7 protein-coding genes are annotated in these 8,635 nt (G+C 64.6%); 1 reads left to right on the forward strand and 6 read right to left on the reverse strand.

From position 1 onward, the window contains the following. Nucleotides 1-563: 563 nt before the first annotated feature. The 6 genes from AC1D00_RS15310 to AC1D00_RS15335 form a co-directional block, all read right to left on the reverse strand. On the reverse strand, nt 564-833 hold the full coding sequence (locus AC1D00_RS15310) for a DUF3551 domain-containing protein (RefSeq protein WP_477011247.1): 270 nt from the start codon (nt 831-833) through the stop codon (nt 564-566). A 73-nt stretch (nt 834-906) separates the two neighbouring features. After that, nucleotides 907-1,392 (reverse strand): hypothetical protein, encoded by a 486-nt coding sequence (locus AC1D00_RS15315; RefSeq protein ID WP_477011248.1) that lies wholly within the window; start codon nt 1,390-1,392, stop codon nt 907-909. Between the two features lie 14 nt (nt 1,393-1,406). Beyond that, complete coding sequence (locus AC1D00_RS15320) at nt 1,407-4,553, reverse strand: efflux RND transporter permease subunit (protein ID WP_477011249.1); 3,147 nt, start codon at nt 4,551-4,553, stop codon at nt 1,407-1,409. Continuing rightward, the gene (locus AC1D00_RS15325; protein ID WP_477011250.1) at nt 4,550-5,626 is read right to left on the reverse strand and encodes an efflux RND transporter periplasmic adaptor subunit; all 1,077 of its coding nucleotides are present in this window, start codon (nt 5,624-5,626) and stop codon (nt 4,550-4,552) included. The genes AC1D00_RS15320 and AC1D00_RS15325 overlap by 4 nt, the downstream gene beginning before the upstream one ends. Next, nucleotides 5,623-6,750 (reverse strand): efflux RND transporter periplasmic adaptor subunit, encoded by a 1,128-nt coding sequence (locus AC1D00_RS15330; RefSeq protein ID WP_477011251.1) that lies wholly within the window; start codon nt 6,748-6,750, stop codon nt 5,623-5,625. Before AC1D00_RS15330 ends, AC1D00_RS15325 begins: the two co-directional genes overlap by 4 nt. Next, nucleotides 6,747-7,625, reverse strand: coding sequence for a sensor histidine kinase family protein (locus AC1D00_RS15335; RefSeq protein ID WP_477011252.1), 879 nt, complete (start codon nt 7,623-7,625; stop codon nt 6,747-6,749). The genes AC1D00_RS15330 and AC1D00_RS15335 overlap by 4 nt, the downstream gene beginning before the upstream one ends. A gap of 162 nt (nt 7,626-7,787) precedes the next feature. On the opposite strand from AC1D00_RS15335, the gene AC1D00_RS15340 reads away from it, so the two are divergent. After that, nucleotides 7,788-8,450: a TetR/AcrR family transcriptional regulator gene (locus AC1D00_RS15340; RefSeq protein WP_025575518.1), complete on the forward strand. Its 663-nt coding sequence runs from the start codon at nt 7,788-7,790 to the stop codon at nt 8,448-8,450. Nucleotides 8,451-8,635: the final 185 nt, after the last annotated feature.

The raw sequence follows: 8,635 nt of genomic DNA on the forward strand, positions 1-8,635 counted from the left end.
CACCCCAACCTTCATCCCCCATTCGCGAGCGTTGTATCGGGAGTTCCATTTGATTGCTGCGAACATTTGGATGCCTCCTTCAAAGCAAGAAGCTTCCGCCACATTAGCCCGGGCCAAGAACACGGGAATGTAAGCTACTTCACAGTCGGCCAACATCTTCGACATCGCCGCGGGCGATCTCAGTGCACGGCGACCRGAACCTACGTTCGCTCGATATTCGGGCGCCGGGCATAGGTCATGTTGCCGCGCGATCAAAACGCGCGCGACGAAACGTAGCATTGTCCCCGTGCGGGAAGGCACGTCCTTTCGGCAGAGCGTATCTTATCGCTGGTGGACGCCCGCTCAGATAGAGGCCAGCGCATGCTAGAGCTTTGGAACAGCTGGTACGACACCCTAGCCTCGGTGGAGGCGCTTGCCATGGTCATCGTCATTGTCCTGGTGGCTGCCGGCGCTATGACGCTGGCGGACAATCGGCGGCAAAGAACGCGTCCAGCAAAGGATTGATCTAGGGGAGTACACGCCCTACTCCGCCGCCACCCATCCCGTGGGCTCTTGCCGACATGTCAGCGGTGCGGACGGCCGTCCCGCTTCGGCGCATAGGCGTAGGATTGGCCCGATTGGGTCACGTAGGGATCGCGCGTGCACGAGCCACCACGCCCGGAGATCATGGCGAGGCACTGTTCCATCGTCTCGAAGTCACACGACCGCATGCCGGACGACGCATCCTGGCGACAGAATGCGTAATCATGTGCCGCGACCGGCTCAGTTGGCTCCAGGCAGGCCGCGCCTGCGAATACGACAATGCCCAGCGTGCCGGCGAGCATCTTTTTCATGTTGTTTCTCCATCGTTGTGGTTTCGGCACGGTACTCCCGGGATGAAGTCAGTCGTGCGCGGGATTGCGAGGACTAATTGCAGACCAGGACGCGCCTGTATCGTCGGTAGACGTAGGCGCAATCGCCATCGGAAGAGGAGTCGTGCCCATAGGCGTAGCCGGCAACGGCTCCGGCGTAAGCGCTGGCCGCATACGCGGCGCGGTAGCCGTATCGGGCTCCACCACCGTAGCGGCCGTAGCCTCCGAAGCGGTTGTAAGTAACCGATGTGGCGCGAGTGGCGTTCGCGACCGCCGGGCCGCCGCGCCCGCCTCCCGAGAGAGCACCGCGCGGTGCTCCAGCAGCGAGGCGCGGCGCCGGGCCGTTGAGGCCGGCACGTAGCGCACCGCCAGGTCCGATCGGCGGACGAGCCGCGAAGGCCGGAGGACCTCCGGCCGCGATCGGCGGAGGCCCCGCCATGGGCGGCGGCGGCGGGAATTGCGCGGATGCCGGATTGGGCGTCAACGTCACCGTTACGAGTGCCGCACCGATGGACAGCATCAGACCTGTGTTGCGAAGCATTGTAGTTTCCCTTGTTAGCTCTGTGTTTCGAGAACCGGCACCGGCGTGGCCGCGGAGGTCGGCTCCGGCGAAATGTCGTGCGCAGGCCCTGCGGGCTCGTGCATGGACGAGTTATCGTCATGATCGGGGTGAATTCGGAACCAGGCCACATACAGCGCCGGCAGGAACAGCAGCGTCAGCAGCGTGCCGACGATGATGCCGCCCATCATCGCGTAGGCCATCGGCCCCCAGAATATCTCGCGCGCGATCGGAATCAGCGCGAGGCTTGCGGCGGCCGCCGTCAACAGAATGGGCCGCATACGATGCTCGGTGGCTTCGACCACCGCGTCCCAGGCCGGTCGCCCCTCCTTCCTGAGATCCTCGATCTGCACGATCAGGATCACCGAATTCCGGACCAGGATGCCGATCAGCGCGAGCACGCCGAGGATGGCGACGAAGCCGAGCGGAGCACCGCTCGGCAGCAGCGCCATGACGACGCCGATCACGGCCAGCGGCGCGACCGCGAACACCAGAAACAGGCGATGGAAGCTCTGCAACTGGATCATCAGCACCGTGGCCATGACGAAGAGCATGAGCGGAACGACGGCGACGATCGGCGCCTGGCTCTTGGCGCTCTCCTCGACGGACCCGCCGATCTTCACCGAATAGCCGGCCGGCAGCGCCTTGGTGAACTCCGCGACTTTCGGCGCGAGCTGGTCCACGATCGTCTTGGGCTGCACGTTACCGACGATGCCGGCCTTCAACGTGATGGTGGGGATCCGCGCGCGCCGCCAGATCGTCGGCTGCTCGAGCTCGTAACGCAGATTGGCCACGGCACCGAGCGGCACGGATTGGCCGCCGAGCCCCGTCAATTGCAGGTCGCGCAAGGTGTCGATGGAGGCACGCTCCGGCGCCGTCGCACGTCCCGTGACATTGACGAGATAGATGCTGTCGCGCACCTGGGTAATCGGCGTGCCCTCGAGCACGGAGTTCAGGGTGGTGGCAATGTCCTCCGAGGTGACGCCGAGCTGGCGCGCCTTGTCCTGGAGAACGTCCACCTTGACGACGCGGGCCGGCTCCATCCAGTCGAACACGACATTGCCGAGATCGGGGCTGCTTCGCACGATGCCGGCAAGCTTCTGCGAGAGGTCTCGCACCTTCGCGATGTCGGGCCCGCTCAGGCGATACTGCACGGGACGCCCCACCGGGGGACCGACCTCGAGCAGCTTGACGTAGGTGTCAGTGCCGGGGAACGTCTTCTTCAGGTAGTCCTCGAACTGCGCCTTGACCTGGTCGCGGGCCTTGATGTCGCCCTTGGTCACGACCACCATCTGGCCGAACCAGGTGTTGGCGGTCTGCACGTCGAAGGACAGGACGAAGCGCGGCGAGCCGGTGCCGACATAGGACGACCAGTGGTCGACCGAATTGTTGCCCTGGAGCTGTTCGCGCTCGAAGCGCGCCATCTGCGAGTTGGTATCGGCAATCGATGCGTTCTGTGGCAGATTCCAGTCGACCACGAGCTCGGCGCGATCCGAGGACGGGAAGAATTGCTGTTGCACGAAATTCATGCCGAACAGCGCCAGCAAAAACGCCGCAACCGTGACGCCAATCGTCGTCCAGCGGCGATGCATGCAGAAGAGCAGGAGACGCGCGAACAACTGCGCCACGCGCCCCTTCTGCTCATGATGGCCCTTCATCCTGGCGGGCAGGATGGTGACGCCGAGCAACGGCGTGAACAGCACCGCCACGATCCACGAGACGATCAGCGAGACGGCGATGACCACGAACAGCGTGAAGGTGAACTCACCCGCATTGCTGCTATTGAGCCCGATCGGAATGAAGCCGGCCACGGTCACCAGCGTTCCGGTCAGCATGGGAAAGGCGGTCGAGGCGTAGACGTGCGTTGCCGCCTTTTCCAGGGGATCGCCGACCTCGAGCCGCGCGACCATCATCTCGACGGCAATCATGGCATCATCGACCAGCAGGCCGAGTGCGATGATCAGGGCGCCCAGCGAAATTCGCTGCAGCGAAATGCCGGCATAGGCCATCACGACGAAGGTGATGGCGAGAACCAGCGGAATCGCGATCGCCACGACGAGGCCGGCGCGCATGCCCAGGCTGAGAAAGCTGATGCCGAGAACGATGATCACGGCCTCGAACAGCGCCTCGGTGAAGCCGGACACGGCATGCTCGACAACGACGGGCTGATCGGCGACGAGGTGAACGCCGACGCCGACCGGCAAGTCGGCAGTAATTCTCGACATCTCCTCCTTCAGCGCCTCGCCGAAATGCAGCAGATTCGCGCCGGACTTCATGCCGATGGCAAGAGCGATCGCCGGCTCGCCGTTGTACCTGAACAGGGTCCTGGCCGGATCGGCATAACCGCGCGTGACGGTTGCGACGTCGGTCAGGGGAAAGAAGCGATCGTTGATGCGCAGATTGACCGCCTTCAGACTTGCCTCCGACGTGAACTGGCCGTTCACGCGTACGCTGATCCGCTCCGGCCCCTCCTGGAATACGCCGGATGGGGCAACCGCATTCTGCCCCTGCAAGGAGCTCATGATCGCGTGAACGTCGAGGCCAAGGGCCGCGATCTTGCGGGTGGAGAATTCGAGATAGATCACCTCGTCCTGCGCGCCCAGGATGTCCACCTTGCCGACATCGGGCACGGTCAGGACCTTGGCACGGATGTCCTCCACATGATCGCGCAGCTGACGTTGGCTCAGGCCGTCGCTGGTGAAGGCATAGATGTTGCCGAACACGTCGCCGAAGCGATCGTTGAAGCCGGGTCCGATCACCCCTTGCGGGAAGTCGCCCTTGATATCCGCGATCATGTTGCGAACGCGGATCCAGGTTGGCTTCACGTCGGCAGCCTTGGTGCTGTCGCGCAGATAGACGAAGACGGTGGTCTGGCCCGCGACCGTCACGCTCTTAGTGTAATCGAGCGATTCCAGCTCCTCGAGCTTCTTCTCGATCCGGTCGGTGATCTGGCGCGTCATCTCCTCGGGTGAGGCACCCGGCCACTGCGCCTGGACGACCATGGTCTTGATGGTGAAGTCGGGGTCTTCCTGCCGTCCCAGCTGGAGATAGGCAAATAGCCCCGCGGCCATGAAGGCGATCATGAAATACCAGACGAGCGAGCGATGACCGAGCGCCCAGTCGGAGAGATTGAACGACTTCATGGCTGCTGATCCTGTTCGATGCGGACTTGCTGTCCTTGCTTGAGACTGTGGACCCCGGCGGTGACGACGCGTGCGCCAGGAGCGAGTCCGCCGGTGACGCGCGCTCCGGTTTGGCCAGCCACCACATCGATCCTTTGCAGCGACACCGTGTTGGCGGGCTGATTGACGATCCAGACGAAATTGGCGCCATCCCTGGCGAGCAGCGCCGACGCAGGCAGTCGGAGGACCGGGCCTTGCTGCCTGCCGAGCTTCGCCGTGACGGTCGCGCCGAGCCGGAAGCTGTCGGGCGGATTGCTGAGTGCAATGCGGACCCGCCGCAGGCGCGTTACCGGATCGGCCTGCGGCGCAATCTCGCGAACGCTGCCTTCCACTTGAACCGCTGGCAGGAGCTGCAGGCTGACCGTGAACGGCAGACCGACCTCCAGCGGCAGCGGAAAGTCGGGTCCGATATCGACGACCGCTTCGCGGATATCGGGCCTTGCGATCGTCACCACGCTTTGGCCGGGGGACACCACCTGACCGACGTCCGCCCCGACTGCGGTGACCGCACCGGCGAAGTCGGCCTTGATCTGCGAATAGCTTAGCTGCTCGACCGCCTTGGTCAGATTTGCCTGTTCGCGCGCAACCGTCGCTTCGGCGCCGGCACGCGCCTGCTCGGCGTTATCCAGCGTCTGCCTCGTGGTTGCGTCGGTGGCAATGAGCGTTCGCTGCCGTTCCTCGGTCGCGCGCGCGGTCGCGAACTGCGCCTCGGCCTTGGCAAGCTGGCCTTTGGAGGCACGAACGGCAAGCTCGAGGGCGGTCGAGTCAATCGTTCCGACCGTCTGTCCTTCACTCACGAGATCACCGACGTAGACGGGACGCGTGATCAGACGTCCCAGCACGCGGAAGCCGAGATTGGTCTTGTAGCGCGGCTCGATAACGCCCACCGCAACGGCATCGTCGCCGTGGTCCGCTGCGAGAAGCAGCGACTGGACGGGCCGCACGGCCTCGGGCGCCTTTGTCTCCTGCTGGCATCCGGCAAGCGCGAGCGCGCATGCAAGCGGACCCGCCACGATCATTGCGCGACCCGTCACGAGGGTTCTCCTTCATAAGTCACGAGCTGGCCCACGCTCAAAAGCTTGCCGCCATCGACGACGACGCGCTCGCCCGGATCGAGACCTGCCTTGATCAATACTTCTCCGGCCTCGTAGCCACCGACCGTCACCGGCTTCAGCGAGGCGGTCCGCGTCACCGGATCGACGGTCCAGACCGCAGGGCTGGTGCCCGCCGCCATCAATGCACGCCAGGGCAATGCGATCTGCCGCTCGGCCGTCAGTCTCACAGTCCCCGCGACGGCGCTTCCAAGCGTCATTGCGGCGGGCGGGTCCTTGATCGCCACCTTGACCCGAATGGTCGAGCTCCTGGCGTCGACGGCCGGCGAAACCTCCCGAACCTCGCCGCTTGAGGTCACGGTCGCATCGGAGACCAGCGTCAACGAAACGCTGCTTCGGTCGGCAGTTCCGAGGAAAATGGACTCATAGACGTCAAAGACGACGTCCCGCTCCCCGTCCTGCGCCAGCGAAAATACCGGTTGGGCAGCCTGTACGACCTGACCGGATTCCAGACTGCGTGCGGTGACGACGCCGTCGGCTTCGGCTCGCAGCGCGGTATAGCCGAGCACATCCTTCGCGGTTCCGAGTTGCGCTCTTGCCGCTTCAAGCACACCTTCCGTGGTTCGCAACCCTTCCTGCGCCTGGTCGTAGGCCGTGCGCGTGGTGAAGCCGCTTGCGATCAGCGCCGTCTGCCGATCGAAAGTCGCCTTTGCGACGCGCAGCTGGGATTCTGCGGCGAGAACGGCGGCGGTGGCGGCGTCGACATCGGCCTCCTGCTCGGCCGGGTCGAGAATGGCCAGCACTTCGCCGGCCTTCACGTGGGTCCCGACATCGACATAGCGCGCGAGGACGCGCCCGCTGACGCGGAACGAGAGATCCGCCCGGAAGCGGGCCTGCACCTCACCGGTCAAGGTAAGCGAGGATTGCCGATCCCTCGGCTGCACGATTTCCGTGCGCACGACAGCGGCGCGCGCGGGAGGAATGGTGGTGCGATCGTCGCAGCCGCCGAGCGCGGCGGCAATAAGCGCCAGGGCCACGCCGCCGAGAGGCCTCAGCAAGCGCTCGGTTCGACCAATTTTGGAGAGGTTCGAATAGCGCGGGCTCATAGCGCGTCCGTGTGGTGAGAGGGTGACAGGAGATTGCCCAGGGCGTCCGGGCCCGTGCCGAGCGCACCCCGTTGGTTCGGACGCGTCCGCAAGGGACGTTCGACCTGATCCGAGAGGCCGGAGCCGGGCGTCACGGACGCGTTGGTCTTCAGCCGGCGCGGCGGCCTCATGCGGCGCGTCGCCATCGACCAGCTTGCCTGCCGCTCCCGCTCGCTCAGGTGAAACGAGACCACGACGGATGTGAACTCGGCAGCGAAGCCGTGCTCGGTCCGTCCGCCGAGCCCCCTCGCAAGGTCATTGCTGATCTGGAACTCCCGGCCCGAGGCCCGCGACAAGGCCCGCGCCGGCCGCGAGCCGTTGTCCAGCACCACGCAGTTCGCGACCGAGCCGATGCGCGACAGCTTGACCATGATCTCGCCGGAGCGCGCGTCGAAATACGCATGCTTCGCGGCGTTGACGACGAGGTCGTGGACGATCAGGCCAAGCCGTCCGCACCGCTCTGGCTGAAGCGGGAGAGACTCGGTGGTGAGCGCCAGCCGGATCCCCATTCGGTCCAGAAAGGACTGGCGCATGGCACAGCCCAGCCTGCGAATGTAAGTCGCGGCATCGTTGAGGATATCGCCCTCCGGCATGGCCAGCGCCCGATGCAGCTCCGCATGTCCGTGCAGCAGCTCGACAACGTCGCTCAACGCGGCCTTGGCTTCCGCTCCGTCGGCGCGGATGACCGCGGCCGAGACCAGATCGATCGCTGAGGCGATCCCTTTATCGACCCTGTGATGCAACTCGCGCAGCAGGATGCCGTGGTGTGGGCGGTCCGGGTCGGGGCACGACATATTCACTCTCTCCTGAGGTCGACCGGACGATCGCTGGGCCAAGGTCTGCGGCCTCGACTGTCCGGGAGGTGCCGCCGCTGGTCCCGATGGACGTCGCGGCGATTAAATAAACTATACCGTATATTTTCTTTTTGTTGCCTTTTCTCGCCTGCCATGTCAAGTGCGATCTGCGCGCGCACAGACTCGTGACTGGAGGATCGACGGATGACCAAGAAGAGCACCCCGAAACGGGGCAGACCGCCCAAAGACCTTGCCGGCGACGTCCAGGTCCGGATCCTTGACGCGGCCCAGCAGCTTTTTCTCGAGAAGGGCTATCGTAGTGCCAGCATCGACGACATCTCCGAGCTGGCGCCGGCGAGCAAGCCGACCATCTACGCGCACTTCCCCGGCAAGGAGGCGCTGTTCGCGGCGGTGGTGGCCCGCACCATCAGCAGGCTGACGGATTTCGAAGGCATCGAGCCCGAGGGCCGCACCCTTCATGACAAGCTCTCGAACCTCGGCACCACCATCGTGGAAAATCTCATCGAGGAATCGTTGGGCATGGTTCGCGCCACGATCGCCGAAGCGCAGCGTTTTCCCGAGTTGAGCCGCAACGTCCACGACGCCGCGCGCGATCGCTCCGTCAATGCCGTTTCCCAACTCTTGAATGAAACGACGCAGAAGCTGGCGCGCGCTCCTAAGGGGCCCTTCAGCGGCAAGCGAAGCCTTGCCACCGCTCAGATCTTCCTGGATCTGATCCTGTTGCCGATGCTGTTTCGTTCGCTGGTCGGGGAGACACCGAAGGAGCTGAGACGGGAGCTGCCGTCCTTCATGCGCGAACGTGTCGGCTTCTTCCTTGCCGCCTGTGAGGCAGACTGGACGCCGTGAGCCGTCGAGCGCTGGGCTTAACAGGTCGATTTATGGCGCAAGCCGGCCTGAACGTTGATGAGTTGAGGAGGCGCCGGGCCAGCGAACGCCGCGTTGCCAAGCGCCCCCGCGCAAAAGCGCATCATCTCGTCGAACGCCGGCCGAAGCGCGGTCGCCTTGACTCGGGAAGGATTGAGGTAAGCATC

This window comes from Bradyrhizobium sp. P2_E8 (assembly GCF_056403875.1).